Here is a 25,642-nt window from a genome sequence, read left to right as displayed (position 1 = left end):
CCCCCCCCCCCCCCCCCCCCCCCCCACGCCCCGCCGCCCCCCGCCGCCCCCCCCCCCCCCCCCCGCCCCCCCCCCCCGCTTCCCCCTGCCCACTTGACAAAACCGATTCCATATCAGAGCGTGGCCGACAAATTAGGCTGACGCCACCATGTCGGCACAGAAGACCGTGGCGCGACGCCTGGGCCGGGTGCTCGAGACGGTCACCCGGCAGAGCGGCCGGCTGCCGGAAACCCCGGCGTACGGCTCGCTGCTGCTCGGGCGCGTGACGGAGAGCCAACGTCGTCGGCGGGTACGCATCCAGGTCATCCTGACGGTGCTCGTCGTCGCCGCGAACCTGCTCGGCATCGGCGCGGCCCTTCTGTTGGTGACGGTCGCGATTCCCGAGCCGAGCGTGTTCAGCGACGCCCCGCTGTGGCTCACGTTCGGGGTCGTCCCGGGCTACCTGGCGGTCGCCCTGGCGCTGGGCGCCTACTGGATCACCCGACGGACGGTGCTCGCGCTGCGCTGGGCGATCGAGGAGCGCACCCCGACCCGCGACGACGAGCGCAACACGTTCCTGGCCCCGTGGCGGATCGCGATCGTCGACCTCGTCCTGTGGGGATCCGGCGCGGCGCTGCTGACCACCCTCTACGGACTGGTCAACACGTTGTTCATCCCGCGGTTCCTGTTCGTGGTGACGTTCTGCGGCATCCTGGTCGCCACCGGTAGTTATCTGCTGGCCGAGTTCGCGCTGCGGCCGGTGGCCGCCCAGGCGCTGGAGGCGGGACGACCACCCCAGCGGCTGACCGCGGGCATCATGGGCCGGACGATGATGGTCTGGTTCCTCGGGTCGGCCGTGCCCGTCATCGGCATCGCCCTGCTGGCGGTCTTCCAGATCCTGATGCGGAACCTCACCGAAACCGAGTTCGCCGTCGGCGTGCTGATGGTGTCGCTCGCAGGGCTGATCTTCGGCTGCCTGTTGATGTGGATCCTGGCCTGGCTCACCGCAACACCGGTGCGGGTGGTGCGCGCGGCGCTCGAGCGCGTCGCACAAGGCGATCTGCGCGGCAACCTGGTGGTGTTCGACGGGACCGAACTCGGCGAGCTGCAGCGCGGTTTCAACGCGATGGTCGACGGCCTGCGGGAACGAGAACGCGTGCGCGACCTGTTCGGCCGGCACGTCGGACGCGAGGTGGCCGCCGCTGCCGAACGCGAGCGACCGAAGCTGGGCGGGGAGGAACGCCACGTCGCCGTCGTGTTCATCGACATCGTCGGCTCCACGCAGTTGGTGACCAGTCGGCCTCCCGCCGAAGTCGTCGCGGTGCTCAACCGGGTTTTCGGCATCGTCGTCGAGGAGGTGGACCGCCACCGCGGTCTGGTCAACAAGTTCGAGGGCGATGCGACGCTGGCGGTGTTCGGCGCCCCGAACCACCTCGACCGCCCGGAGGAGGAGGCGCTGGCGGCCGCCCGTCGCATCGCCGAGCGGCTGGCCGAGGAGATGCCCGACTGCCGGGCCGGCATCGGCGTCGCGGCGGGCCAAGTGGTCGCCGGCAACGTCGGCGCCCGGGAACGCTTCGAGTACACCGTGATCGGTGAGTCGGTCAACGAGGCCGCCCGGCTCTGCGAGCTGGCCAAGACGTATCCGGGCGGGTTGCTCGCGACGGCCGGCGCCCTGGACGGCGCGAGCGAAAACGAGCGTGCCCGTTGGTCGTTGGGCGAGACGGTCACCCTGCGCGGACACGAGCGTCCCACCCGGCTGGCCTTGCCCGCCGGGCCCGCTCGGGCGAGCGGGTAAACGCGCTACCGGTCGCGGGGCCGCAGCACCGGTGTCACGAGCTCACCGGTCTCGAGGTAGCTGTCGAGGTTGCGGATCGCCAGCCGCGCCATCGCCCGGCGGGTTCGGGCGGTCGCGCTGCCGATGTGCGGGAAGAGCACCACGTTGTCGAGCCCGAGCAACTCCGTGGGCACCCGGGGCTCGTCGGCGAAGACGTCCAGGCCCGCCCCGGCCAGCCCGCCGCAGGCCACCAACTCCACCAGCGCGTCCTGGTCCACGACGCTGCCGCGGGCAATGTTGATCAGGTAGCCCTCGGGCCCCAACGCGTGCAGGACGCCGCGATCGACCAGGTGGCGCGTTCCGTGATCTCCCGTGGTGGCGATGACCAGCACGTCGACCGATTCCGCCAACTCGACCGGCGACTCGGCGTAGCGGTACGGCGACCCGGCGATCCGGTTGCGGTTGTGATAGGCGATGGCACAGTCGAATCCGAGCAGCCTGGTCGCGATGGCCGAACCGATCCGGCCCAGGCCCAGGATGCCGACCCGCAGGCCGCTGACGTCGCCGGTGTACGGGAACTGGCCCCCGCGCGCCCATCGGCCGCCCCGCACGTAGCGGTCGGCGGCACCGAAACGACGCACCGTCATCAGTAGCAGCCCCAGCGCCGTATCGGCGACCGTGTCCGAGAGCACGTCGGGGGTGTTGCTCACGCCGACCCCGTGGCGCTTCGCCGCGTCGAGATCGATCAGGTCGACACCGGCGCCGTTGTTGACGATCGCTTCCAGGACGGGCAGTGCCGCCATCGTCTCCGCGTCGACGCCGGGCCGGCCCGACGTCACCACCACTCGAATGCCGGCCGCGCGCTCAGCCAGGTACTCGGCCCGACCCGGACCGTCGGGAAGCCTGGGAATCTGATAGCGCGCGGCCAACTCGGCCTCGAACGTCGGCTCGAACTCGCCGATGCCCAGCACGCCGTCCGGAATCGTCACCGTCACGGCCCCATCATCACCCACGAGCCGGGGGGCCTCCCCCGGCTCGCGGTGTGATGGAGACGTTCCCGACGGGACGACTGACTACCTGGGCGGCATCAGGACCGTGTCGATCATGTACACCGTCGCGTTCGCGGTCGGCACGCCGCCGCAGACGAGACCCGCGTTGTCGAACTTGAGGTTGTTTCCCTGCCCGGACACGGTCACGTTCGCGCCTTGCAGGGTCTTGTGGGAGCCCACGACCCGGGCCGGACTCAACTGCCCCTGCACCACGTGGTAGGTCAGGATGCTGGTCAGCAGCTTCGAATCGGTTTTGAGTTGGCCGATGGTCGACTCCGGCAGCTTGGCGAAGGCGGCGTCGGTCGGGGCGAACACCGTGTACTGCCCGTTGTCCAGCGTGTCGACCAGGTTCACATCGGGATTCAGCTTGCCCGAAAGAGCGGCGGTCAACGTCGTCAACATCGGGTTGTTCGACGCCGCCACCGCCACCGGGGCCTGCGACATCCCCTCCACCGATCCCGGACCGCTGGGGTTGGCCGCCGCGTATTCCGCGCATCCCGGCCCGACCAGGTCGGCCGCGGCCGCGGTCGGGGCGGTGGTCACCGCAAAACCGACGAGGGTCGCCGCCGCGAATCCCGTCGCCAAAAATGACGTGGTGCGTGCTTTCATGTGGATCTGGCCTCCTAAGTGTCGGCGGCGGGTGTCCGCCGCCGGATTCCTACCGACATGGATGATTCGGAGCCCGGACCGTTTTGGACTGCCGACCGGGGAAGTCGATCGTGATCGGGGTCAGCCGTAGGTGAAGGAGTAGATCTGCAACCCCCGGCCGGGCCGGACCTCCAGCGTTCCCGACGCCGGCTGATCGTCGGCGACGATCCGGTGCGACGTGGGCGGGCCGCTGATCGGCAGCGCGACGGACCGTCCGCCGCGGGTGACGGTCAGGGTTCCCGTGCCGCCGGCGACGATATAGACGTCTTTGGCGTGGTAGTTCAGTTCGATGCCGCACTGGTCCGTGTCGGCCGTCGCGCCCTGGTAGTCCAGCGACCACCGTCCCCGCAGCGCGAACCTGTCGGCGGCCAGGACCGGCGGGTAGTCGAACGTCGCGGCCCCTTCGTCGTACCGGCCCTCCCCGCCGTAGTTGACGACCTTGCCCACTGCCAGATAGGTCTCCGGGGTGGTCTGTCGGCGGGGGGCGGGATCCGTCGTGTCGCGCGGCGGCGGAAGTTTGAGCCCGGGATGCGCGTCGACGAGCAGCCGCCGGATCAGCTTCTCGGTGACGCTGTAGCCGCCTTCGCCGAATTTCATGTGCCGCACCTGGCCGGCCCCGTCGATCAGGTATTCCGCGGGCCAGTAGCGGTTTCGGTAGTTCGTCCACGTCGAATAGCGGTTGTCGAGGGCGATCGGATACCGGATGCCCAGATCGGCGGCGCCCTTGGCGACATTGCCTGCCACCTTCTCGAAGGCGTACTCGGGCGTGTGCACGCCGACCACTTCGAACCCGTAGTCCTTGTACGCGTCGTACCAGCCGACGAGATGGCGGATGGCGCGCTGGCAGTTGATGCACGAATACGCCCAGAAATCGATCAGAACGACCTTGCCGCGCAGCGACGCGAGGTCGACCGGCCGATCTCCGGGTGTGTTCAACCAGCCGGTGATCCCCTTGAGATCGGGTGCCGGACCACAGTTTTCGAGCTCCGAGGCACCATTGCCGCAGTTGGACAGCCGGACGTTCTCGTCGTTGACGATGCCGCCGAGCGGCAGCTGCTGCCCGACACCATGGTCGGCGGCCAGCCTGTCCTGCAGCGGGCCGGTGTAGTCGGGCACGGCGGTCTGCAGCACCGCGGCCACATTGAAGACCAACGCCACCGCGAGCAGAATCATCACCAGCCCCGCCGCGACGCGGATTTGCCGCTGGTTGCGCCGGAACACGCTTATCCGCTGGGCAATTCGTTGGCCCGCCAGTGCGAACACCAACAACGGCAGGGCGACGCCGAGCCCGAACGCGCCGGTCAGCACCGCGGTCGCCGGGCCGATGGCTGCCGTGGCGCCGGCGACCGCGATGGCTGCGAGAACGGGGCCCGCGCAGGGGACGTAGAGAGCACCCAGCGCCAAACCCAGGCCGAAGCCACTGCCATCCATGCCGATGTGCTTCTGCGGGATGCGCGCGAAAGGCCGCTCCAGCAGGTGCTGGAACGCCGGGAAGATCAGGCCCAGGCCGATCGCGACGAGCGCCACGAGCGCGATCCAGCGGATGGCGTCCTGCGGCAGGTGCAGGAGCGTCAGCACCGCCGAGCCGGTCAAGGTGACCAGGCTGAAGCTGAGCACCAAGCCGCCGACGACCAGGTAGGGCCGCATGGTCGTCCGCCGCGTACGTCGCGGCTCGATCGCAACCGCGACTCCCTCACCGGAAACCGGTTGCGCGGCAATGTCATCGATGGGGTTTTGGGTTCCCGCGAAGAAGACCACGGGAAGCACCGGGAGAATGCACGGCGATACGCCGGTAAGCAGGCCCCCGAAAAAGCCGATCAGCGCGACGGTCAACACGACAGGGATTCGTGGCCGGTCCGCTCATGGATTGGTGCCGATGCGAGACAGGGACAGCCCGGCCGCGGCCGGGCTGTCCCTGTCTCGCATCGGGGATTACCGGCCCGGAGGCATCAGCACGGTGTCGATCATGTACACCGTCGCGTTGGCGGTGTGAACACCGCCGCAAACCAGACCGGCGTCGTTGACCTTCAGGGCGTCACCCTGTCCGGTCACGGTCAAGGTGGCGCCCTGCAGGGTCGGGTGGGTGCCGTCGACCTTGGCCGGACTCTGCTGACCTTGCACCACGTGGTAGGTCAGGATGCTCTTGAGCAACGGCGCGTCGGTCTTGAGTTTGTCGATGGTGGCGGCCGGCAGCTTGTCGAAGGCGGCGTTGGTCGGCGCGAATACCGTGTACTGGCCGTCGTTGAGCGTGTCGACCAGGTTGACGTCCGGGTTCAGCTTGCCCGAGAGCGCCGACGTCAGGGTGGTCAGCATCGGGTTGTTCGACGCGGCGGTGGCGACCGGGTCCTGGGCCATTCCGGCGACGGACCCCGGACCGCTGGGGTTCTGCTTGGCGTAGGCGGCGCAGCCGGTGCCGATCAGGTCGGCCGCGGGATCGGCCATCCCCGAGGTCGTCGCGGGCGCCGCCATGCTGGTCGGCGTGCTGTGAGTGGTCGTCGGCCCAGACGCCGACTTGTTGCTTGAACATGCCGAGAAACCAACGACCGCAATCGTCGCGAGGCTTGCCGCAGCGACTGTTCTGGCCCGAGCGTTCATCATCGCGTTTGTACTCCTTCATCAGGGACGGCCTCGTGCACCGCCTTTCGACCGGACGCAGGTTATTCGGAGACAGCGCGGCCGCGGACGGGTGCTGGCAGTGGGCCGTTCAGCGCAGCGGCAACTCGGCCAGTATCGTCCCGGTCGGCCGGGCCGAGCCGGTGCCGGGTTCGACGGTGAACGCCAGGGCTGTCGACGTTCCGAGGTTGGTCAGCGTCGCGGTGGTCGAGGGCGCCACTGCCGCTGTGCCCATCGTCCCCGCCGAGGTCGCACCCTTGGCGCCCAGCAACCACATCTGATAGACGGTGCCCGGGGAGGGCGGCGGGACATTGTTCATCACCAGCACACCCGCGTTGCGATCACGCGAGAACACCACCGTGGCCGTACCGTCGGCAAGCGGGCCGGACACCGTGCGCACGTCCGGAGCGGCCAAGACTTGCGCCGCGACGGTCGCGGGTGGGTGCGGCCGCACCAGCACGCCGACACCGAAGGCGACCGCGCCGACCACGATCGCCGCCGCCGCGGAAGCCAGAACTGCCGTACGCCAACCCGACCGGCGCTTGCCGCGGGGTTCCGCCGCCGCCAGCATGACGGCGCGCAGACGGGGCGGCGGCTCGACCGCGGTCGCCGCCGACGCGACCGCCATCGTCTCGCGGGTGGCCCGGACTTCCGCGTCGAAGGCCGCCGCCAACGACCGCGGGGCGGCCGCGACGCGCCGCTCGATGTCGACCCGCTCCTGATCCGACACGGCGTCGAGCGCGTATGGCGCGGCAAGCGCGAGCAATTCGAATTCGGTCGGTTCGGTCATCGCACGTCCAGACAGTTTCGCAGGCTCCGCAGCGCGTCGCGCATGCGCGACTTGACCGTCGACAGATTCGCGTCCAACCGCTGCGACACTTCGCTATACGTCAATCCCTCGTAGTAGGCCAACTGGATACACTGCCGCTGCGTGTCGGTCAACGCGTCCAGGCATGCGACCACCCGGCGACGCTCCTCACCGGCGATCGCCGACTCTACGACGACATCACCGGGCGGCTCGGCGCTGGCCGCGGCGTAGCGGGACTCCCGCCTGCTGAAGGCCTCCTCCGAGCGCACCCGGTCGACGGCGCGCCGGTGCGCCATGGTCAGCAGCCAGGCCAAAGCCGAACCTTTACCCGAGTCGTACTCTCCCGCCGAGCGCCACAACTCGAAATAAATCTCCTGGGTCGTTTCCTCGCTGTAGCCGGGATCACGCAGCACCCGCATCACCATTCCGTACACGCGGCTCGCGGTGAGGTCGTACACGGCGGCGAATGCGGCGCTGTCGCCGCGCGCGACCCGACGCAGCAATGCGTCCAGCTCGTTGCCCGCGCGCGACCCACTCATCGATGGGTAGCCTATGTGAGGCCTGCAAACGTCCGCCCGGATTCCCGCTCCCGCGCGCCGGTCTTTCTTTCACGTTGGTGATTCGAAGCTGCCGGGCAGGCGGACGAGCTTTTCCCGCGCCCCACTTTGATGTCGCGTTTCCGCCAGCGTTGTCGGCGGGCGGGTGTCACTGTAGGAGACGTGCACGAGGACTTCGAACGCTGCTACCGGGCCGTACAGTCCAAGGACACCCGGTTCGACGGCTGGTTTGTCACCGCCGTGCTCACGACCCGGATCTACTGCCGGCCCAGTTGCCCCGTGCGACCGCCCTTCGCCCGCAACGTCCGCTTCCTTCCGACCGCGGCGGCCGCCCAACAGGCGGGGTTTCGGGCCTGCAAGCGGTGCCGTCCCGACGCCTCGCCGGGGTCCCCGGAATGGAACGTGCGCGGCGACCTCGTCGCCCGCGCCATGCGGCTGATCGCCGACGGCACGGTGGATCGGCTGGGCGTCGGCGGCCTGGCGGCGCACCTGGGCTACACCGCCCGCCAAGTGGAGCGCGTGTTGCGCGCCGAAGCGGGCGCCGGCCCGCTTGCGCTGGCCCGCGCGCAGCGGGCGCAGACCGCGCGGCTGCTGATCGAGACCACCGACCTGTCCTTCGGCGACGTCGCCTTCGCGGCGGGCTTTTCGAGCATCCGTCAGTTCAACGACACCGTGCGCCTGGTCTTCGAAAGCACGCCGACGGCGCTGCGCCGGAGCGCGGCGGCCCGGCCCGAACCCGCGAAATCCGCCAATCCGTCCCCGGGGGCGGTGAGCCTGCGGCTGCCGGTACGCACCCCGTTCGCGTACGAGGGCGTGTTCGGCCATCTCGCCGCCACGGCCGTACCCGGGTGCGAAGAGGTCCGCGCCGGCAGCTACCGGCGCAGCCTGCGGCTTCAGGCCGGCAACGCCGTGGTTGCGCTCGCCCCCGCCGCCGACCATGTCCGCTGCAGACTGGCGCTCGCCGACTTCCGCGACCTCGCCACCGCGATCGCGCGCTGCCGGCGCCTGCTGGACCTCGATGCCGATCCCGAGGCGGTGGTCGACGCGCTGGCCGACGACCCGGCGCTCGGTCCCGTGGTGGCTCGCGCCCCGGGACAGCGCATTCCCCGCACGGTCGACGAGGCCGAACTCGCCGTGCGCGCGGTACTGGGCCAACAGGTGTCCACTCAAGCGGCCACAACCCACGCGGGCAGGCTGGCTGCGGCCTACGGGCACCCGATCCACGATCCCGAGGGCGCGTTGACCCACACGTTCCCCTCGATCGACCAACTCGCAGACATCGATCCGGCGCATCTGGCGGTGCCCGGGGTCCGTCGACGGGCACTGAGCGCGTTGGTCTCCGGCCTCGCCCAGGGGCACGTCGTGTTGGACGCCGGCAGCGACTGGACTCGCGCACGCGAGCAGCTGCTGGTTCTGCCGGGGATCGGCCCGTGGACCGTGGAGGTGATCGCCATGCGCGCGCTCGGCGACCCCGACGCGTTTCCCGCCGGTGACCTCGGCCTGAGACTCGCCGCCCAGCGGCTGGGTTTCCCCGCGGGGCAACGGGCTCTCGTCGCGCACAGCGCTCGTTGGCGTCCCTGGCGCTCGTATGCCACCCAACATCTGTGGACCACCCTCGCGCATCCGGTAAACCATTGGGACGTCGCATGATTCAGTACCGCACCATCGACAGCCCGATAGGACCCCTAACCCTGGCCGGCCGCGGATCGACCCTGACCAATCTGCGGATGGCCGACCAGACCCATGAACCCAGCCGCGCCGGCTGGACGCCCGGCCCCGGGGCGTTCGACAACGCCGTCGGGCAACTCGAGGCCTACTTCGCCGGAGAGCTCGTCGACTTCGACCTCGATCTCGACCTGCGGGGTACCGAGTTCCAGCGGCGAGTCTGGAAGGCGCTGTTGACGATTCCGTATGCGGAGACCCGGTCCTACGGACAAATCGCCGAACAGATCGGCGCCCCCGGTTCCGCGCGCGCAGTGGGGTTGGCCAACGGCCGGAACCCCATCGCAATAGTCGTGCCGTGCCACCGTGTCATCGGCGCCGGCGGAAACCTCACCGGTTACGGAGGAGGCCTGGAACGCAAACGCATCCTGCTCGAACTGGAGAAACGGCGGGCGTGCGCGAACTTGTCATTATTCGACTAGAAAGCACAAAAACACCCCCGGGTTACGGGGGTGTTTTTGTGTATGTTCGGCGGTGTCCTACTTTTCCACCCGAAAAGGGCAGTATCATCGGCGCTGACAGGCTTAGCTTCCGGGTTCGGAATGGGACCGGGCGTTTCCCTGTCGCTCTGGCCGCCGTAACTCTATTTATTTTGAACAAAGTGTTCTGGTGGGGGGTGTGGCGTTCGGAGATAGTGGTTGCGAGGTGTGTTGGTAAGTTTTCGGCCGGTTAGTGCCAGTTCCCTGCACTCATTGCTGAGCTTCCAGGTCTGGCCTATCGAACCCGTGGTCTGCGGGGGGCCTTATCCCTCTAAAAGGGTGAGAAACCTGATCTTGGAGAAGGCTTCCCGCTTAGATGCTTTCAGCGGTTATCCTAGCCGAACGTGGCTATCCAGCGGTGCCCCTGGTGGGACAACTGGTAGACCAGAGGTTCGTCCGTCCCGGTCCTCTCGTACTAGGGACAGCACTCCTCAAGTTTCTGACGCGCGCGGCGGATAGAGACCGAACTGTCTCACGACGTTCTAAACCCAGCTCGCGTGCCGCTTTAATGGGCGAACAGCCCAACCCTTGGGACCTGCTCCAGCCCCAGGATGCGACGAGCCGACATCGAGGTGCCAAACCATCCCGTCGATATGGACTCTTGGGGAAGATCAGCCTGTTATCCCCGGGGTACCTTTTATCCGTTGAGCGACACCCCTTCCACTCGGGGGTGCCGGATCACTAATCCCGACTTTCGTCCCTGCTTGACTTGTAAGTCTCGCAGTCAAGCTCCCTTGTGCATTTACACTCAACACCTGATTGCCGTCCAGGTTGAGGGAACCTTTGGGCGCCTCCGTTACATTTTAGGAGGCAACCGCCCCAGTTAAACTACCCGCCAGGCACTGTCCGTGAACCGGATATACGGTTCGACGTTAGGTGTCCAATACGATCAGAGTGGTATTTCAACAACGACTCCGCCCCAACTGGCGTTGGAGTTTCACAGTCTCCCACCTATCCTACACAAACCGTACCGAACACCAATACCAAGTTGTAGTGAAGGTCCCGGGGTCTTTTCGTCCTGCCGCGCGTAACGAGCATCTTTACTCGTAGTGCAATTTCGCCGAGTCTATGGTTGAGACAGCTGAGAAGTCGTTACGCCATTCGTGCAGGTCGGAACTTACCCGACAAGGAATTTCGCTACCTTAGGATGGTTATAGTTACCACCGCCGTTTACTGGGGCTTAAATTCTCCGCTTCACCTTGCGGTTAACGGGTCCTCTTAACCTTCCAGCACCGGGCAGGCGTCAGTCCGTATACATCGTCTTGCGACTTCGCACGGACCTGTGTTTTTAGTAAACAGTCGCTTCTCACTGGTTTCTGCGACCGGTTTCCGCTCCCACCGCAAGGGTGTTCACGGTATGCCGGTCCCCCTTCTCCCGAAGTTACGGGGGCATTTTGCCGAGTTCCTTAACCATAGTTATCTCGTACGCCTTGGTATTCTCTACCTGACCACCTGTGTCGGTTTGGGGTACGGGCCGTGTGTGTGCTCGCTAGAGGCTTTTCTTGGCAGCAGAGGATCACCGAATTCGCCTCAATCGGCTATGCATCACCTCTCAGGATTAGTGAGCGACGGATTTGCCTATCGCTCTCCCTACAGGTTTACCCCAGTATTACCACTGACTGGTACGGCTACCTTCCTGCGTCACCCCATTGCTTGACTACTACCAGCGAAGTTCCCACGCAGCCCCACAACGCCACGCCCCCGAAGGGGAACAGTCGTTGAGGTTTTGGGTGGTTAGTACCACTGATTCGTCAGGGACGCCCACACACGGGTACGGGAATATCAACCCGTTGTCCATCGACTACGCCTGTCGGCCTCGCCTTAGGTCCCGACTCACCCTGGGCGGACTGGCCTGGCCCAGGAACCCTTGGTCTTTCGGCGGGCAAGGTTCTCACTTGCCTAATCGCTACTCATGCCTGCATTCTCACTCCCCCACCCTCCACCACCGGTTACCCAGAGGCTTCGCTGAATGAGGGACGCTCCCCTACCCAACCTTGCGGTTGCCGCGGCTTCGGCGGTGTGCTTGAGCCCCGCTACATTATCGGCGCACAATCACTTGACCAGTGAGCTATTACGCACTCTTTCAAGGGTGGCTGCTTCTAAGCCAACCTCCTGGTTGTCTCTGCGACTGCACATCCTTTTCCACTTAGCACACGCTTAGGGGCCTTAGCCGGCGATCTGGGCTGTTTCCCTCTCGACGTACGGAGCTTATCCCCCGCCGTCTCACTGCCACGCTATACACCACGGCATTCGGAGTTTGGCTGACGTCAGTAACCTAGTAGGGCCCATCGGCCATCCAGTAGCTCTACCTCCGTGGTGAAACACGTAACGCTGCACCTAAATGCATTTCGGGGAGAACCAGCTATCACGGAGTTTGATTGGCCTTTCACCCCTACCCACAACTCATCCCCTCAGTCTTCAACCTAAGTGGGTTCGGGCCTCCACGCGGTCTTACCCGCGCTTCACCCTGGCCATGGGTAGATCACTCCGCTTCGGGTCCAGAACACGCCACTCAATCGCCCTATTCAGACTCGCTTTCGCTGCGGCTACCCCACACGGGTTAACCTTGCGACGTGTCCCTGACTCGCAGGCTCATTCTTCAAAAGGCACGCCATCACCCCACAAGGAGGCTCTGACGGATTGTAGGCACACGGTTTCAGGTACTATTTCACTCCCCTCCCGGGGTACTTTTCACCATTCCCTCACGGTACTAATCCGCTATCGGTCATCGAGAAGTATTTAGGCTTACCGGGTGGTCCCGGCAGATTCACAGCAGATTCCACGGGCCCGCTGCTACTCGGGAGTTGATACTAGGTAGGTGACGGGTTTTCGCGTACCGGGCTCTCACCGTCTACGGCAGACCATCCCAGGTCACTTCCGCTAACCACGCCACTTTCTGACTACCTCTCAGCCAGGTAGAGCTGAGACATATCATTCCCACAACCCCGCACACACAACCCCTACCCGGTTACACATGCGTGCGGTTTAGCCTGTTCCGCGTTCGCTCGCCACTACTAGCGGAATCACAATTGTTTTCTTCTCCTACGGGTACTGAGATGTTTCACTTCCCCGCGTTCCCTCCCGCACCCTATATATTCAGATGCGGGTAACACGACATCACTCGTGCTGGGTTTCCCCATTCGGACATCCTCGGATCAATGCTCGGTTGACAGCTCCCCGAGGCATATCGCAGCCTCCCACGTCCTTCATCGGCTCTCGATGCCAAGGCATCCACCATGCGCCCTTAAACACTTACTAACACACAAAAATCTAGAAGAAATTACACAAAACGAACACGTCACCGCTATGAGCAACGCATCCGTTTAGATGCTCGCAACCACTATCCAGTAATCAAACACCACACCCCACCACCAAGATGGAGGGACACCACTGAGGCAGTCCGAACAGGACAGCCCGAGTGTTGTCTCAGGGCCCAATAGTGTGTCTGGCGATCATTTGCTGTTGCGCACCCGGTCCCGTCCACTACAGACGAGAACCCCTCACGGCTCGCACCCCACTTGTTGGGGTGCTTTTCGTGGTGCTCCTTAGAAAGGAGGTGATCCAGCCGCACCTTCCGGTACGGCTACCTTGTTACGACTTCGTCCCAATCGCCGATCCCACCTTCGACAGCTCCCTCCCAAAGGGTTAGGCCACTGGCTTCGGGTGTTACCGACTTTCATGACGTGACGGGCGGTGTGTACAAGGCCCGGGAACGTATTCACCGCAGCGTTGCTGATCTGCGATTACTAGCGACTCCGACTTCACGGGGTCGAGTTGCAGACCCCGATCCGAACTGAGACCGGCTTTAAAGGATTCGCTCCACCTTGCGGCATCGCAGCCCTTTGTACCGGCCATTGTAGCATGTGTGAAGCCCTGGACATAAGGGGCATGATGACTTGACGTCATCCCCACCTTCCTCCGAGTTGACCCCGGCAGTCTCTCACGAGTCCCCACCATTACGTGCTGGCAACATGAGACAAGGGTTGCGCTCGTTGCGGGACTTAACCCAACATCTCACGACACGAGCTGACGACAGCCATGCACCACCTGCACACAGGCCACAAGGGAACCGACATCTCTGCCGGCGTCCTGTGCATGTCAAACCCAGGTAAGGTTCTTCGCGTTGCATCGAATTAATCCACATGCTCCGCCGCTTGTGCGGGCCCCCGTCAATTCCTTTGAGTTTTAGCCTTGCGGCCGTACTCCCCAGGCGGGGTACTTAATGCGTTAGCTACGGCACGGATCCCAAGGAAGGAAACCCACACCTAGTACCCACCGTTTACGGCGTGGACTACCAGGGTATCTAATCCTGTTCGCTCCCCACGCTTTCGCTCCTCAGCGTCAGTTACTGCCCAGAGACCCGCCTTCGCCACCGGTGTTCCTCCTGATATCTGCGCATTCCACCGCTACACCAGGAATTCCAGTCTCCCCTGCAGTACTCTAGTCTGCCCGTATCGCCCGCACGCCGAGGGTTAAGCCCCCGGTTTTCACGAACAACGCGACAAACCACCTACGAGCTCTTTACGCCCAGTAATTCCGGACAACGCTCGCACCCTACGTATTACCGCGGCTGCTGGCACGTAGTTGGCCGGTGCTTCTTCTGCAGGTACCGTCACTTTCGCTTCGTCCCTGCTGAAAGAGGTTTACAACCCGAAGGCCGTCATCCCCCACGCGGCGTCGCTGCATCAGGCTTGCGCCCATTGTGCAATATTCCCCACTGCTGCCTCCCGTAGGAGTCTGGGCCGTATCTCAGTCCCAGTGTGGCCGGACACCCTCTCAGGCCGGCTACCCGTCGTCGCCTTGGTAGGCCATCACCCCACCAACAAGCTGATAGGCCGCGGGCCCATCCCACACCGCAAAAGCTTTCCACCTCGGGACATGCGTCTCGAGGTCCTATTCGGTATTAGACCCAGTTTCCCGGGCTTATCCCGAAGTGCAGGGCAGATTGCCCACGTGTTACTCACCCGTTCGCCACTCGAGTACCTCCGAAGAGGCCTTTCCGTTCGACTTGCATGTGTTAAGCACGCCGCCAGCGTTCGTCCTGAGCCAGGATCAAACTCTCCAAACAAAAACTCCTCGCGAACGAGGTGAATTCAAATCAGAGATACCTGACAAGACACCAAAATCTGGCATCAAAAACAACCATGCCCACACACGGGGCGTGTAAGCATGGTCAAAAAACAACAACAAACAAAAACACCAAACACACTATTGAGTTCTCAAACAACACTCTTGCTTGTCGCACCCGCTCCGGGGCAACCCTGCCAGCTTAATACAAACTTGGCTTTGGAGTCAAGCCCCAGTTTTTGGCCTTTCCGTGGCCCGCTAGGGCCGGCCGTGCCAGGTTAGTACGGATCCAGCAGGAGGGTCAAGCCAGGTTTTGGCCAACTTCGTTCTCTGGCCGCACCTTTGGGCCCTTGTCGGTCCCGGACTCCGACTACTGTACCCGCTCGATCTCCGCTCCCAAAATCTGCAGGTTTTCCACGAACAATGGGTAGCCGCGGTCGATGTGAAAGACGTCGTGCACCTCGGTGTCGCCGTCGGCCACCAGCCCCGCCAGCACCAGGCCGGCGCCGGCGCGAATGTCCGAACACCACACCGGCGCGCTGGAGAGTTGCGGGAGGCCCCGCACCACCGCGTGATGGCCGTCGGTGCGCGCATCGGCGCCCAGCCGGATCATCTCCTCGACGAAGCGGAAGCGCGCCTCGAAGACGTTTTCGGTGATCATCGAGGTGCCGTCGGCGATTGACGCCAGGGCGATGGCCATCGGTTGCAGATCGGTCGGAAAGCCCGGAAACGGCAATGTCGCAACGCTGATCGCCTTGGGACGTTCGTACTGGGCCACCCGGAAGCTGTCGTCGGTCTGGGTGACGGTGGCACCGGCGTCGTGCAACTTGTGCAGGACCAACTGCAGGTGGGCGGGGTCGACGCCCGTCACCGAGATGTCTCCGCGGGTCATCGCCGCGGCGATACCCCAGGTCGCCGCCACGATGCGGTCGCCGATCACCCGGTGCTCGGTCGGGTGTAGCCACGGGACGCCGGTGATCGTCATCGTCGGAGAACCCGCACCCTCGACCTGCGCCCCCATCTGGTTGAGCATCATGCACAGATCGACCACGTCGGGTTCCCGCGCCGCGTTGTGGATCGTCGTCACCCCGTCGGCCACCACCGCGGCCATCAGGATGTTCTCGGTCGCTCCCACCGACGGGAATTCCAGCTGAATCTCCGCGCCGCGCAACGTCTCCGCCTGCGCGACCACGCACCCGTGCTCGATGTTGCACTGCGCACCCAGCTGGCGCAGACCCGCCTGGTGCATGTCCAGCGGACGCGATCCGATCGCGTCGCCGCCCGGAAGGGCGACCCTGGCCCGTTTGCAGCGGCCCACCAGCGGCCCCAACACGCAGACCGAGGCCCGGAACTGCCGCACCGCGGCGAAGTCGGCGTCATATTTCGGCTCGTCGGGCGAAGTGATGCGCGCGACGTCGCCGTCGAGTTCGACGGTGGCGCCCAGACCGCGCAGAACCTCCGCCATCAGCGGCACGTCGAGGATGTCGGGGCAGTTGGTGATCGTGCTCGTGCCTTCGGCCAGCAGTGTCGCGGCCATGAGCTTGAGCACACTGTTCTTGGCGCCGCCCACGGCGACTTCGCCGGACAACCGGTTGCCACCGGTCACCACGAATCGCTCGGCCACCCGCGTCAGTCTAGTGAAGGCCTATCGGCTTGTCAGTCAGCCCGCGTGACGACGATGCGCCCGGTGGAGCGGCGTGAGCAGGAGTCAAGCCATCGAGCCAAGTGGCCGGGCCGGGTACGGTTTTGTCATGGCGATACACCTGACCCGCATCTATACCCGGACCGGCGACGACGGCACGACCGGGCTGAGCGACTTCTCGCGGGTCTCGAAGAACGACCCTCGCCTGGTGGCGTACGCGGACTGCGACGAGGCCAACTCCGCGATCGGTGTCGCCCTCGCCCTCGGGCAGCCCGGCCAGGAGATCTCCGGCGTGCTGCGCCAGATCCAGAACGACCTGTTCGACGCGGGTGCGGACCTGTCGACCCCGGTGGTGGAGAACCCCGAATACCCCCCGCTGCGAGTCAGCCAGCCCTACATCGACCGGCTCGAAAAATGGTGTGACACATATAACGAGGCGTTGCCGGCACTGAACTCCTTTGTGCTGCCGGGCGGTTCGGCGCTGTCCGCGCTGTTACACGTCGCGCGAACCGTGGTACGCCGGGCCGAGCGTTCGGCGTGGGCCGCCGTGGACGCCCATCGGGAGTCGGTCAGCGTCGTGCCGGCGCAATACCTCAACCGGTTGTCGGACCTGCTGTTCATCCTGACGCGGGTGGCCAATGACGGCGACGACGTGCTCTGGAAGCCCGGCGGCGGCGCGCCGGCGCCGGGCTGACCGAAAGGCTAAACGCTGCGCCGACGGGCGCGGGGCGACGGCCGGGATTCCAGCCAGGACAGGAATGCGGTCAAAGCGCCCCTGTCCAGCGCGATCTCGTGACCAGACCTGCGGTCCTGCGTCGTGTCGCGCAGCTCCAAAACGACGACCTCGGCGGTCATGATGTCGAACTCGTCACCTCGCGGCGCGCGCCGACCCACGATCTCCACTCCGCGCCGGCTGAGCCGCCGGTCCGGCCACAACCGCAGACTGGACAGCCGGTAGAACGCGGCTTCGCCGCCGCGATAACGGATCACGCCGTGACGCCAGCCATGGCCCCCCACCGCGGGAATGTCCCGCATGATCGCCGCCGTCCCACCCTGGCGCAGCTTCCACAGCCGATAGCTCAGGGCGAGCACGGCCAAGCCCAGCACGACGACAAGCGCGACCATGAGACCCATGGGCGCGCTCATCGGGCGCTAGTCGATCGCGCCGACGGCACGCAATCTGGCGCGGCCCCGTGCGGCGATACGAGGATCGTCGGACTCGGAATCCTCCCTGGCGGAGCTCTCGTCGATCTCCGATTCGAATGCCGCGGATTCGGCCAGGATGCTGACGGTCTCCTCGGTGACCGACAGGAATCCGCCGTCCACCGCGATCCGGAGATCGTCCTCGCCGTCCCGTTCGACGCGCACCATGGCGTCGTCGACCAACTGGGCCACCAGCGGGATGTGGTGGGGCAGGATGCCGATTTCGCCGACGGTGGTGCGGGTGAACAGGAACGTCGCCTCCCCGGACCAGATCTTTCGGTCCACGGCGACTATCTCGACATTCAATTCCGACATTTCACGCCGCCTTTCGCCTTGCTGCCAGCCGGATGTCGATCACAGCTTGGCGCCGAGGCTCTCGGCCTTCTTGGCCAGGTCGTCGAGACCGCCGATCAGGAAGAACGCCTGCTCGGGCACATGGTCGAACTCGCCCTTGGTCAGGCGGTCGAACGCCTCGATGGTCTCCTTCAGCGGCACCGTCGAGCCCGGCTGTCCGGTGAACTGTTCGGCGGCCATCATGTTCTGCGAGAGGAACCGCTCGATGCGGCGGGCCCGGTTCACCAACTGCTTGTCCTCCTCGGACAGTTCGTCGATGCCGAGGATGGCGATGATGTCCTGAAGGTCCTTGTAGCGCTGCAGCACCCGGATGACCTCCTGCGCCACACGGTAGTGCTCCTCGCCGACGACACCGGGGTCGAGGATCGTCGAGCTGGAGGCCAGCGGGTCCACCGCGGGGAAGATGCCCTTGGAGAAGACCGAACGGGACAGCTCGGTGGTGGCGTCCAGGTGCGCGAACGTCGTCGCCGGCGCCGGGTCGGTGTAGTCGTCGGCGGGCACGTAGACCGCCTGCATCGAGGTGATCGAACGCCCACGCGTCGAGGTGATGCGCTCCTGGAGCTCACCCATCTCGTCGGCCAGCGTGGGCTGGTAGCCCACCGCCGACGGCATGCGGCCGAGCAGCGTCGACACCTCGGATCCCGCCTGGGTGAACCGGAAGATGTTGTCGATGAACAGCAGCACGTCCTGGTTCGCCTCGTCGCGGAACCACTCCGCCATCGTCAACGCCGACAGTGCCACCCGCATACGGGTGCCCGGGGGCTCGTCCATCTGACCGAACACCAGCGCGGTGTCCTTGAGCACGTTGGCCTCTTGCAGCTCCACCCACAGGTCGTTGCCCTCGCGGGTGCGCTCCCCCACGCCGGCGAAAACCGACGTACCGCCGAAGTTGCGGGCGATGCGGTTGATCATCTCCTGGATGAGCACCGTCTTACCCACACCGGCGCCGCCGAACAGCGCGATCTTGCCGCCACGCACGTAGGGGGTCAGCAGGTCGACGACCTTCAGACCGGTCTCGAGCATCTCGGTGCGCGGTTCGAGATCTTCGAACGCCGGGGGCTTGCGGTGAATCGACCAGTGCTCGAAGTCTTCCCCATAACCCGGCTTGTCCAGGCACTGGCCCAGCACGTCGAAGACGTGGCCCTTGACCTCTTGGCCGACCGGCACCGAGATCGGGTTACCGGTATCGGTGACCTCGACACCACGGACCAGTCCGTCGGTGGGCTGCATCGAGATGGTGCGCACCAGGTTGTCACCCAGGTGCTGGGCGACCTCAAACGTGAGGGTCTTCGCGAGCTCCTCGTAAGTGATCTCGGCGTGCAACGCGTTGAACAGGCCCGGGACCGAACCCCGCGGGAACTCGACGTCGACGACCGGCCCGGTGATCCGGACCACGCGGCCGCTGCTGTCGCTCTGGGTCGCCTTCTCGTTTTTTTGGGCAGTGGCAGTCATATCTTTTCGCTTCCTCGTGGGGCCTGGCTAGCGCGCGTCGGCGAGCGCGTTTGCGCCGCCGACGATTTCGCTGATTTCCTGGGTGATCTGGGCCTGCCGCTCGCGGTTCGCCAACAGCGTCAGGGCCTTGATCAGGTCGTCGGCGTTGTCGGTGGCCGACTTCATCGCCCGCTGGCGTGACGCCAGCTCCGATGCCGCGGATTCGAGCAGCGCCTCGTACACACGGGTGGTCAGGTACCGCGGCAGGAGGGACTCGAAAAGCGTCGTCGCATCGGGCTCGAACGAATACAACGTGCGCACTTCGGGCTCTTCCTCGACGTACTCGATCACCATGGGGGCAATCCGGTGCGCCTCCGCCGATTGCGACAACATCGACTTGAACTCGCTGTAGACGATGTGCAGTTCGTCGACACCCTCGGTGTCGCGATCGTTGTCGCCCTCGCCGCGGGCACCGAGCATGAACACGTCGACCAAAGCCCCGGCGATCTCGGCGGCGTTCTCGTACTGCGGCTGCTCGGAGAAGCCGGTCCAGGATCCAGCGATGTCCCAGTTGCGAAACCTATAGTAATTCAATGCTTTACGGCCGACCGTGTAGAGCACCGGAGTTTTGCCCTCTTCCCGAAGCAAGGCAAAAAGTTCCTCGGCCCGGCGGAAGGTGCTCGCGTTGTAGGCGCCACACAGACCGCGGTCGGACGTCACCACGAGCACGCCCGCACGCGTGGGTTCGGGGCGCTCGACGAGCAATGGATGATCCAACGCGGCTTCGGCGGCCAAGGTGGTGAGCATCGCCGTGAGCTGGGAGGCGTACGGCCTGGCGGACTCCAGCCGAGCCTGAGCCCGCCCGATGCGCGAGGTCGCGATCAGCTCCTGGGCCTTGGTGATCTTTTTGATCGACCCGGCGGAGCGGATCCGTCCGCGCAATTCACGAAGTGTGGCAGCCATCGGTTGCTACTTCTTCTCTTTCTTTGCCTTCTTTTCCGGCGCAGGCTTCTTCACCTTCACCGTTTCCTTTTCCAGTTCATCTGCGCTCATCGCCTGGGCGTGCTCGTCGGGCACCACCGATCCCCCACCCGTGGCCGCGAAGCCCTTCTTGAAGTGCTCGATGACCTTCTCGAGTTCTTCGGCGGTTTCGTCGGAGAGCTTCTGGGTGTCGCGGATGCTGCTGAGAATCTTGTCCTCGGACGCCCTGATGTGGTCCAGCAGTTCGGTCTCGAAACGCCTGACGTCCGCGACGGGCACCGAGTCCAGGTGACCACCGGTACCGAGGAAGATGGATACCACCTGCTCCTCGACGGGCATGGGCTGGTACTGCGGCTGTTTGAGCAGTTCCACCAAGCGCGCACCGCGGTCCAGCTGCGCCTTGGACGTGGCGTCCAGATCGGAGGCGAACGCGGCGAAGGCTTCCAGCTCGCGGAACTGTGACAGGTCCAAGCGCAGACTTCCCGCCACTTCTTTCATGGCCTTGATCTGCGCCGCGCCACCGACGCGGGAGACCGAGACACCGACGTTGATGGCCGGGCGGACGCCCTGGTTGAACAGGTCGGACTCCAAGAAGCACTGTCCGTCGGTGATCGAGATCACGTTGGTGGGGATGTAGGCCGAGATGTCGTTGGCCTTGGTCTCGATGATCGGTAGCCCGGTCAGCGAACCGCCACCGAGCTCGTCGGAGAGCTTGGCGCAGCGCTCCAACATCCGCGAGTGCAGGTAGAACACGTCGCCCGGGTAGGCCTCGCGGCCAGGCGGGCGACGCAGCAGCAGTGAGATCGCGCGGTAGGCCTCGGCTTGCTTGCTCAGGTCGTCGAACACGATCAGCACGTGCTTGCCGTCGTACATCCAGTGTTGGGCGATCGCCGAACCGGTAAAGGGCGCCAGCCATTTGAAACCGGCAGCGTCGGACGCCGGCGCCGCGACGATGGTGGTGTAGTCCATCGCGCCGCCCTCTTCCAGGGCGCGCCGAACGGACGCAATCGTGGTGCCCTTCTGGCCGATGGCGACGTAGACGCAACGCACCTGCTTGCTCACGTCGCCGGTCTCCCAGTTCTGCCGCTGGTTGAGAATGGTGTCGACGCAGACGGCGGTCTTACCCGTCTTCCGGTCTCCGATGATCAGCTGCCGCTGACCGCGACCGATCGGCGTCATCGCGTCGATGGCCTTGATCCCCGTCTGCAGCGGCTCTTTGACGCTTTGCCGCTCCACCACCGAAGGCGCCTGGATCTCCAGAGCGCGGCGCGTCTCGGAGTCGATGTCGCCCTGCCCGTCGATCGGCTGGCCCAACGGATTGACCACACGCCCCAGGAACGCGTCGCCCACGGGCACCGACAGAACCTCGCCGGTGCGCTTGACTTGCTGGCCCTGCTCGATCTTCTCGAAGTCGCCCAGGATCACGACGCCGACACTGTGCTCGTCGAGGTTGAGCGCGACGCCGAGGACCCCGCCGGGGAACTCGAGCAGCTCCTGGGTCATCACGGACGGCAAACCGTCCACGTGAGCGATGCCATCCCCGGCGTCGACGACGGTGCCGACCTCCTCGCGGGAGGTGCCGGAGGTGAAGGAGCCTACGTACTCATCGATGGCGCCCTGAATGTCGTCAGCGGAGATTGTCAACTCGGCCATGGCTTTTCGTCTTCCTACTTGGTCTTCATTCGTGTGCGATTTCGGGATGAATGGTTGGTGGTCAGTCGGGCAGTTGAGCCTCGGCCGCGGTCAATCGCGCCGAAAGCGTGCCGTCGATCACTTCGTCGCCCACGGCGATGAGCAGCCCACCCAGTAATTGGGCATCGATCTGCAGCTGCACGGTCACCGGATGACCGTAGATGCGGGCAAGCACTTCGGTGAGACGCGTGCGCTGGGCGTCACTCAGCTCGGCGGCCGCGCTGACCCGCGCGACGATTTCCCCGTGACGCGCCACCGCGACCTGCGCCAGGAATTGGATGGCGTCCTCGGCCGGCTGGCCCCTGAGCAGTTCGACGGTCTGGGTCAGCAGCGACACCACAACCTCGTTGACCCCGCCGCTCGCGGCGTCAAGGACCTTGCGCAACAGGGCAACGCGGCCCTCTACCGGAACGGAGTAGTCGCCGAGCAGAATGGCGAGTCGCGGCTGCAAGTCGAGAATGCGCGAGAACCGGAACAGTTGCTCCTCGACCTCGTCGGCCTTGTCGTCACGTTCGGCGACTTCGAGCAGTGCTTGCCGCGACACCTGTTCGATGGCGTCGACCAAGTCGGAGTTGGCCGACCACCGTTGCGAGACGGCGAACCGCAGCATGTCGAGGGTGACGTCGCCGACCTTGCCGGAAAGCAACCTCTCGACCAGCCGGACCCTCGGCGCCGCATCCTCGGCGGAGATGGTGAGATAGCGAGTGACGACAACCTCGTGAACCAGCATTCCGGCGACCGCCACCAGTTCACTGGACATGGTGGACAGGCCTTCGCTGTCCAGGTTTTTGGCTATGTCGCCGAACCGATTCGACAGATTGACCACTGCCTGGCGGCTGGCCGAGCGCATCCTCGACAACAACGGGTACTGGACTTCCGCGGACGCGGGGGCCATGGCGTCGAGATCGTCCAGGAAACGATCCACGGTACCCGACTGCCGGGCGGGATCAGCAACATAGTTACGGACCAACTCGCCCGCTTGGCGCACCGCCTCGTGTCCGAGTTCGAGCCGAAGCTGACGGCTCAGTTGCGTCCGCAGCAACTCGACCTGGCGGCCGCCCTGAGCCTGGATACGCGCGGCCTCGATGCCGGCCTGGGCCTGCAACTGCTCGGCGATGCGGGCCGCGTCCGTCTGCGCCTCTTCGACGATCCGTTTCGCGTCGGACTGGGCGTTTTGCACGGCCGTGCTGTGGGCCGTGGTCGACTCGGTCAGCCGATCCGCGGCCGCCGACGCGTCCTCCAACTGGCGGCGTACCGCGTCCTGCCGCGTGGCCATCAGCCGACGGACCGGCGGCACGACGTAACGCACCACGAGAAACACGATGGCCGCGAATCCGACCAGCTGACCGATGAAAGTCGACATGCGTGATTACCGTCCGGATGTCTTGGATGCGGATGTCGCCGTGGCGACGGGGGCGACCTCGACGCCGAGAATTCGGCTGGCCAACGTCGCCGACATCGCCGCCACGTTGGCGCGCAGGTCCAGTTCCACCGCGTCCCTCTCCCGCTTCAATTGCTCGGCGGCCGTCTGCAACGTCGACATCACCTGGTGCTCGGCACGGGCACGCGCGTCTTCCACGACGTGACGACCCTCGGCTCGCGCGTTGTCGCGCAGCGACGACGCCTCCATCCGGGCTCCCGTCAGGGCTTCGTCGTAATCGGCCTGGGCGGCCTCGAACTGCTCGGCCGCCTTTTTGTTGTCGGCGATGGTCTTGGCGACCATCGCGTCACGTTCGCGCAACACCTTCAAGATCGGCGGTACGACAAACGTGCCGATGACGGCGAGAACGATGAGGAAGATGGCCAGCACGAAGAAAAACGTGCCGTTGGGGATGAGGAAGTTGTTGGGCTTCCCCTCCTCCGCCGCCTGGCCCGCGGCCAGAATCCCCGCGGCCAGAATCTGAGTGCTTGCGTCACCCATCACAGCGAATTAGGTGCCGACCGGGGTAGCGAAGACGAACAGCGCCATGAACGCCAGGTTGATGAAGTAGGCCGCCTCGACCAGACCGACGGTGATGAAGAACGGCGTGAACAACCGTCCCTGCGCCTCCGGCTGCCGGGCGATACCCGAAACCAGCGCGTTGCCGGCAATGCCGTCACCGATGCCGGCACCGATCGCGCCGCCACCCATGATCAGGCCACCGCCGATGAGTGCGGCGGCAGCGACTTGGGGGTCCAGGGCCATTCTTTCCTCCTTTGAGTGGTGGCTGTCTGGTAGCGGTCTACCAGGAGCCGATGATGATGCGCGGACGAGGCCGACGGGTGGCGGCCTCAGTCGTGGTGCTCTTCGACCTCCATCGCCTGGCTGAAATACAAGATCGTCAAGATGGCGAAGATGAAGGCCTGGATCGCGCCGACGAACAAGTCGAATGCTTTCCAGATCGCGTTGGGCGCCCACATGATGTAGGGCGGAAACAGCGCGATCAGCGCGACCAGGATGCCGCCGGCAAAGATGTTGCCGAAAAGTCGCAGCGACAACGAGATCGGCTTCGCAAGCTCTTCGACGAGGTTGATCGGCGCCAAGAAGGCCACGTGACCCTTGAGCACGGCGATCGGGTGCCCGACGATGCCGCGGCGCCAGATTCCCGCCACGTGGTAGCAGACGAAGACGAACAGGGCCAGCGCCAGCACGTAGTTGATGTCCGCGGCCGCCGACTTGAGCAACTCGGTGGTGTGCCCCGACTTGTCCGTGTACTGCAACGGCAGCACGGACAGCCAGTTGGAGATCAGGATGAACACGAAGATGGTGACGGCCAGCGGTAGCACGAAGGGGGCGATCCGCATGCCGATCGCGCTCTCGACCTGGGCGCGCATCTGCTCGGTGATCGCCTCCCAGAACAACTGCACCCCGCTGGGCACGCCCGTCGCGGTGATCTTCGCGCGCAGGAAGAACGCCAGCCCGATCACGATCAGCGCGGCGATGGCGGTCGACAGGATCGTGTCGGTGTTGACGGTCATCCCCAGCCACGTGGCGTGGGTGTGCTCTCCGACCTCGATCTGCGCATCGGCCAGGATCAGACCGGTCATGTGCCGGTACCCCTTTCTTCCGGCCCTGTCGACGAGTCACCGGGCACCCCTGCACGTAGCTTCTTCCAGACCGGCACGGCGGTCGATATCACCAACAGCACCTGGAACAGCGCCAGCCCGAACATGACGCCCAGTCCTGCCGGCCGGAACACGTAGGCGATGATCAGCGCGATCACCGTGATGAGGGCCAGCCGCGACGCCGAGTTGATCGCCATCGACCTTTTCAGCGGGTGATCCTGGGAGGTGATCGAATCAACCGAGCGGCGCACCAACAATGCGTTGAGCAAACCCAGCAGCAGCCCGCCACCGAAGAACACCCCGAGCATGAGATGACCCGAGAACGCGGCGGCGACAACCGCGACCGCGCTGATCCCGATACTGATCACGAAAAGCCGAACGGGTCGGAAAGCAACAGAGGGAAACACCAACGGCGCGTCCTGCGCTGGCGTCGTCACTGCAGCACCTCAATCCCGGGTTAGTGGAGCGGGAACGCCCCGACCGACTGATCGGTGGCCCGCCGAGCGTATCGCAGTCATCACGATGGAATAACCCAAGGGGTAGCTCCCTGCGTCCGTTCGTGAGTCGGCGCGATCAGGCAGGCGACCGATGGGCCGGT

At 65.2% G+C, this 25,642-nt stretch carries 21 protein-coding genes and 3 rRNA genes; 4 read left to right on the top strand and 20 right to left on the bottom strand.

What is annotated here, in order from left to right:
- Positions 1-148: 148 nt before the first annotated feature.
- On the top strand, positions 149-1,774 hold the full coding sequence (locus tag FPZ47_RS12255) for an adenylate/guanylate cyclase domain-containing protein (protein WP_144957068.1): 1,626 nt from the start codon (positions 149-151) through the stop codon (positions 1,772-1,774).
- 5 nt (positions 1,775-1,779) lie between these two features.
- On the opposite strand, the gene FPZ47_RS12250 is transcribed toward FPZ47_RS12255, so the two are convergent.
- From FPZ47_RS12250 to FPZ47_RS12225, 6 genes are all read right to left on the bottom strand, one after another.
- Positions 1,780-2,748 carry a 2-hydroxyacid dehydrogenase gene (locus FPZ47_RS12250; RefSeq protein WP_425461847.1) on the bottom strand — a complete coding sequence of 323 codons (969 nt, stop codon included), beginning with the start codon at positions 2,746-2,748 and terminating at the stop codon, positions 1,780-1,782.
- 78 nt (positions 2,749-2,826) lie between these two features.
- Positions 2,827-3,411, bottom strand: a complete 585-nt coding sequence (locus FPZ47_RS12245; protein ID WP_144957076.1) for a fasciclin domain-containing protein — start codon at positions 3,409-3,411, stop codon at positions 2,827-2,829.
- 120 nt (positions 3,412-3,531) lie between these two features.
- A complete protein-coding gene (locus FPZ47_RS12240) occupies positions 3,532-5,286 on the bottom strand; it encodes a cytochrome c biogenesis protein DipZ (RefSeq protein WP_144957078.1) in 1,755 nt (584 codons plus the stop codon).
- A gap of 96 nt (positions 5,287-5,382) precedes the next feature.
- Positions 5,383-6,048, bottom strand: coding sequence for a fasciclin domain-containing protein (locus tag FPZ47_RS12235; RefSeq protein WP_144952019.1), 666 nt, complete (start codon positions 6,046-6,048; stop codon positions 5,383-5,385).
- Positions 6,049-6,154: 106 nt separating this feature from the next.
- On the bottom strand, positions 6,155-6,853 hold the full coding sequence (locus FPZ47_RS12230; RefSeq protein ID WP_144952021.1) for an anti-sigma factor: 699 nt from the start codon (positions 6,851-6,853) through the stop codon (positions 6,155-6,157).
- Entirely contained in the window at positions 6,850-7,410 is a 561-nt protein-coding gene (locus FPZ47_RS12225; RefSeq protein WP_144952023.1) for a sigma-70 family RNA polymerase sigma factor, read from the bottom strand. The genes FPZ47_RS12230 and FPZ47_RS12225 overlap by 4 nt, the downstream gene beginning before the upstream one ends.
- 180 nt (positions 7,411-7,590) lie before the next feature.
- On the opposite strand from FPZ47_RS12225, the gene FPZ47_RS12220 reads away from it, so the two are divergent.
- Together FPZ47_RS12220 and FPZ47_RS12215 are read left to right on the top strand one after the other, a co-directional pair.
- On the top strand, positions 7,591-9,078 hold the full coding sequence (locus FPZ47_RS12220; protein ID WP_144952025.1) for a DNA-3-methyladenine glycosylase 2 family protein: 1,488 nt from the start codon (positions 7,591-7,593) through the stop codon (positions 9,076-9,078).
- Complete coding sequence (locus FPZ47_RS12215) at positions 9,075-9,572, top strand: methylated-DNA--[protein]-cysteine S-methyltransferase (protein ID WP_144952027.1); 498 nt, start codon at positions 9,075-9,077, stop codon at positions 9,570-9,572. Before FPZ47_RS12220 ends, FPZ47_RS12215 begins: the two co-directional genes overlap by 4 nt.
- A 44-nt stretch (positions 9,573-9,616) precedes the next feature.
- Here the strand turns inward: FPZ47_RS12215 and rrf are convergent.
- The 4 genes from rrf to murA all read right to left on the bottom strand — a co-directional run bounded on the left by rrf (position 9,617) and on the right by murA (position 16,320).
- Positions 9,617-9,730, bottom strand: a 5S ribosomal RNA gene (gene rrf, locus FPZ47_RS12210).
- Positions 9,731-9,799: 69 nt separating this feature from the next.
- A 23S ribosomal RNA gene (locus FPZ47_RS12205) occupies positions 9,800-12,887 on the bottom strand.
- Positions 12,888-13,178: 291 nt separating this feature from the next.
- Positions 13,179-14,697, bottom strand: a 16S ribosomal RNA gene (locus tag FPZ47_RS12200).
- The 16S, 23S and 5S rRNA genes sit together here, the layout of an rRNA operon.
- A gap of 369 nt (positions 14,698-15,066) precedes the next feature.
- On the bottom strand, positions 15,067-16,320 hold the full coding sequence (gene murA / locus FPZ47_RS12195; protein ID WP_144952029.1) for a UDP-N-acetylglucosamine 1-carboxyvinyltransferase: 1,254 nt from the start codon (positions 16,318-16,320) through the stop codon (positions 15,067-15,069).
- A 127-nt stretch (positions 16,321-16,447) separates the two neighbouring features.
- Between murA and FPZ47_RS12190 the strand changes: the two genes are divergently transcribed.
- Complete coding sequence (locus FPZ47_RS12190; RefSeq protein WP_144952031.1) at positions 16,448-17,032, top strand: cob(I)yrinic acid a,c-diamide adenosyltransferase; 585 nt, start codon at positions 16,448-16,450, stop codon at positions 17,030-17,032.
- An 8-nt stretch (positions 17,033-17,040) separates the two neighbouring features.
- Here the strand turns inward: FPZ47_RS12190 and FPZ47_RS12185 are convergent, their stop codons facing one another.
- The 10 genes from FPZ47_RS12185 to FPZ47_RS12140 all read right to left on the bottom strand — a co-directional run bounded on the left by FPZ47_RS12185 (position 17,041) and on the right by FPZ47_RS12140 (position 25,481).
- Positions 17,041-17,484, bottom strand: coding sequence for a DUF2550 domain-containing protein (locus FPZ47_RS12185; RefSeq protein ID WP_144952033.1), 444 nt, complete (start codon positions 17,482-17,484; stop codon positions 17,041-17,043).
- Between the two features lie 6 nt (positions 17,485-17,490).
- Complete coding sequence (locus tag FPZ47_RS12180; protein ID WP_144952035.1) at positions 17,491-17,856, bottom strand: F0F1 ATP synthase subunit epsilon; 366 nt, start codon at positions 17,854-17,856, stop codon at positions 17,491-17,493.
- Between the two features lie 39 nt (positions 17,857-17,895).
- Positions 17,896-19,347: a F0F1 ATP synthase subunit beta gene (gene atpD, locus FPZ47_RS12175; protein ID WP_144952037.1), complete on the bottom strand. Its 1,452-nt coding sequence runs from the start codon at positions 19,345-19,347 to the stop codon at positions 17,896-17,898.
- A 27-nt stretch (positions 19,348-19,374) separates the two neighbouring features.
- Entirely contained in the window at positions 19,375-20,289 is a 915-nt protein-coding gene (locus FPZ47_RS12170; protein WP_144952039.1) for a F0F1 ATP synthase subunit gamma, read from the bottom strand.
- Between the two features lie 6 nt (positions 20,290-20,295).
- Positions 20,296-21,960: a F0F1 ATP synthase subunit alpha gene (atpA, locus tag FPZ47_RS12165; protein WP_144952041.1), complete on the bottom strand. Its 1,665-nt coding sequence runs from the start codon at positions 21,958-21,960 to the stop codon at positions 20,296-20,298.
- Between the two features lie 61 nt (positions 21,961-22,021).
- Positions 22,022-23,362 (bottom strand): F0F1 ATP synthase subunit B/delta, encoded by a 1,341-nt coding sequence (locus FPZ47_RS12160; RefSeq protein WP_144952043.1) that lies wholly within the window; start codon positions 23,360-23,362, stop codon positions 22,022-22,024.
- A 6-nt stretch (positions 23,363-23,368) separates the two neighbouring features.
- A complete protein-coding gene (locus FPZ47_RS12155; RefSeq protein ID WP_144952045.1) occupies positions 23,369-23,920 on the bottom strand; it encodes a F0F1 ATP synthase subunit B in 552 nt (183 codons plus the stop codon).
- A gap of 9 nt (positions 23,921-23,929) precedes the next feature.
- Positions 23,930-24,178, bottom strand: coding sequence for a F0F1 ATP synthase subunit C (locus FPZ47_RS12150; protein WP_024636915.1), 249 nt, complete (start codon positions 24,176-24,178; stop codon positions 23,930-23,932).
- Positions 24,179-24,270: 92 nt separating this feature from the next.
- The gene (gene atpB / locus FPZ47_RS12145) at positions 24,271-25,026 is read right to left on the bottom strand and encodes a F0F1 ATP synthase subunit A (protein WP_144952047.1); all 756 of its coding nucleotides are present in this window, start codon (positions 25,024-25,026) and stop codon (positions 24,271-24,273) included.
- Positions 25,023-25,481 (bottom strand): ATP synthase subunit I, encoded by a 459-nt coding sequence (locus FPZ47_RS12140; protein ID WP_144952049.1) that lies wholly within the window; start codon positions 25,479-25,481, stop codon positions 25,023-25,025. The genes atpB and FPZ47_RS12140 overlap by 4 nt, the downstream gene beginning before the upstream one ends.
- Positions 25,482-25,642: the final 161 nt, after the last annotated feature.

Origin of the sequence: Mycobacterium helveticum (genome assembly GCF_007714205.1) — a bacterium.
GTDB classification, from domain to species: Bacteria; Actinomycetota; Actinomycetes; order Mycobacteriales; family Mycobacteriaceae; genus Mycobacterium; species Mycobacterium helveticum.
The sequence above is the reverse complement of the archived record's forward strand: the minus strand, read 5'-3'. Positions and strand labels throughout refer to the sequence as shown.

Bases quoted from the DNA above. Each gene is read 5' to 3' on its own strand.
- FPZ47_RS12255 (WP_144957068.1), top strand. From the start codon at position 149: ATGTCGGCACAGAAGACCGTGGCGCGACGCCTGGGCCGGGTGCTCGAG.
- FPZ47_RS12245 (WP_144957076.1), bottom strand. From the start codon at position 3,411: ATGAAAGCACGCACCACGTCATTTTTGGCGACGGGATTCGCGGCGGCG.
- FPZ47_RS12235 (WP_144952019.1), bottom strand. From the start codon at position 6,048: ATGATGAACGCTCGGGCCAGAACAGTCGCTGCGGCAAGCCTCGCGACG.
- FPZ47_RS12230 (WP_144952021.1), bottom strand. From the start codon at position 6,853: ATGACCGAACCGACCGAATTCGAATTGCTCGCGCTTGCCGCGCCATAC.
- FPZ47_RS12225 (WP_144952023.1), bottom strand. From the start codon at position 7,410: ATGAGTGGGTCGCGCGCGGGCAACGAGCTGGACGCATTGCTGCGTCGG.
- FPZ47_RS12215 (WP_144952027.1), top strand. From the start codon at position 9,075: ATGATTCAGTACCGCACCATCGACAGCCCGATAGGACCCCTAACCCTG.
- FPZ47_RS12190 (WP_144952031.1), top strand. From the start codon at position 16,448: ATGGCGATACACCTGACCCGCATCTATACCCGGACCGGCGACGACGGC.
- FPZ47_RS12185 (WP_144952033.1), bottom strand. From the start codon at position 17,484: ATGAGCGCGCCCATGGGTCTCATGGTCGCGCTTGTCGTCGTGCTGGGC.
- FPZ47_RS12180 (WP_144952035.1), bottom strand. From the start codon at position 17,856: ATGTCGGAATTGAATGTCGAGATAGTCGCCGTGGACCGAAAGATCTGG.
- atpD (WP_144952037.1), bottom strand. From the start codon at position 19,347: ATGACTGCCACTGCCCAAAAAAACGAGAAGGCGACCCAGAGCGACAGC.
- FPZ47_RS12170 (WP_144952039.1), bottom strand. From the start codon at position 20,289: ATGGCTGCCACACTTCGTGAATTGCGCGGACGGATCCGCTCCGCCGGG.
- atpA (WP_144952041.1), bottom strand. From the start codon at position 21,960: ATGGCCGAGTTGACAATCTCCGCTGACGACATTCAGGGCGCCATCGAT.
- FPZ47_RS12160 (WP_144952043.1), bottom strand. From the start codon at position 23,362: ATGTCGACTTTCATCGGTCAGCTGGTCGGATTCGCGGCCATCGTGTTT.
- FPZ47_RS12155 (WP_144952045.1), bottom strand. From the start codon at position 23,920: ATGGGTGACGCAAGCACTCAGATTCTGGCCGCGGGGATTCTGGCCGCG.
- atpB (WP_144952047.1), bottom strand. From the start codon at position 25,026: ATGACCGGTCTGATCCTGGCCGATGCGCAGATCGAGGTCGGAGAGCAC.